Below are 1,317 nucleotides of genomic sequence, written 5' to 3' on the forward strand. Positions count from 1 at the left end.
AGCCAGGAACTGCTGATGACCTACGCCGGCATACTGGCACACGGCACCAGCCTGACGGCTGCGGAGTGCGCCCGCATGATCCCGCAGCTATCGGCTCCCAGCATCCGCCAGGCCATGCGCTGGGCGGGCGATGAGCGGCGGCTGGCCCTGGCCTGCCAGGCGGTGCTGGAGTTCATGCAGCGCCATGCGGTAGCGGCAACGTGGGGCCGAGCCGATCTGGCCTCGTCGGACATGATGAGCCTGGAGACCAGCCGCCGGGTATGGCAGGCACGCCAGGATCCACGACGCCAGACAGCCTCCATCGGTGTTTACAGCCACGTGCGCGATCGTTGGGGGATCTTCCACGCCCAGCCGATTGTGCTCAATGAGCGCCAGGCTGGTGCCGCCATTGAAGGGGTGGTGAGACAGGAGCGGGTGGAGGTGTCGCAGCTGGCTGTCGACACGCACGGCTATACCGACTTCGCCATGGCGCTGTCGCGTCTCCTGGGCTTCGATCTGTGCCCACGGCTGCGCGAACTGCGGCAACGGCATCTGCTCGTGCCGCGAGGATTGAAAATCCCTGCGGAGATCGTCGCCGTGTGTGAGGCCAGCGTGGACACGGCACTGATCGAAGCTCATTGGGATCAGCTGGTTCATCTGGCGGCCTCGGTGCAGACAGGTCACGCCAGCGCTGTCACGGCACTGGCCAGGTTCGGTTCTGCGGCGCGCGGGGACCCGATCTACGACGCCGGTGTGCAGTTGGGCAAGCTGCTCAGGACCGCCTTCCTGGCGGACTACTTCGTCAATGCCGGCTTCCGCAGGGAACTGCGCCGGGTTCTGAACCGGGGCGAGGCGGTGAACGCGCTCAAGCGCGCCATCTACACCGGTCGTGTTGGATCGGCCCAGGCTCGGCGTACCGACGAGATGCAGGCAGTGGCCGACGCCTTGAGCCTGTTGGCCAACATCGTGATGGCGTGGAACACGGCTCAGATGCAGGCCGTACTGGACCGATGGGCCAACAGGCGACAGATCGTGCCGCCTGAGTTGACTGGGCGCATTGCACCGACGCGCTTGGAGGGGATCAACCTGCGCGGCGTCTTCCGCTTCCCGCTGGAACGTTACGCCGGTCAGATCCTGCCGTCAATTGCTGCAGCGAAAACGAGTGCTGGCAGCTGAAATCGACCACGCAAACAGGCTCTCAGCGACCGATTAGGAGACCAACAGAAACTCAAAGCGTGACAAGCACTTACGCTCGCCCCTGGAGCAGACCCCGCGCCAATCCTCGCTCTGCGGGGAGGCACGAACCGTCACTTTCTGCACTGAAATCAAATGGACCCC

The 1,317-nt window shown here is 64.7% G+C and carries 1 protein-coding gene; it reads left to right on the forward strand.

Features of this window, described 5'->3' with window-relative positions; all coding sequences use genetic code 11:
- The coding region (locus KIT86_RS25125; RefSeq protein ID WP_297403474.1) for a transposase at positions 1–1,155 on the forward strand (1,155 nt) is incomplete at its 5' end.
- Positions 1,156–1,317 lie beyond the last annotated feature (162 nt).

The sequence above is a fragment of the Hydrogenophaga sp. genome (genome assembly GCF_026125825.1).
Lineage (GTDB): Bacteria > Pseudomonadota > Gammaproteobacteria > Burkholderiales > Burkholderiaceae_C > Hydrogenophaga.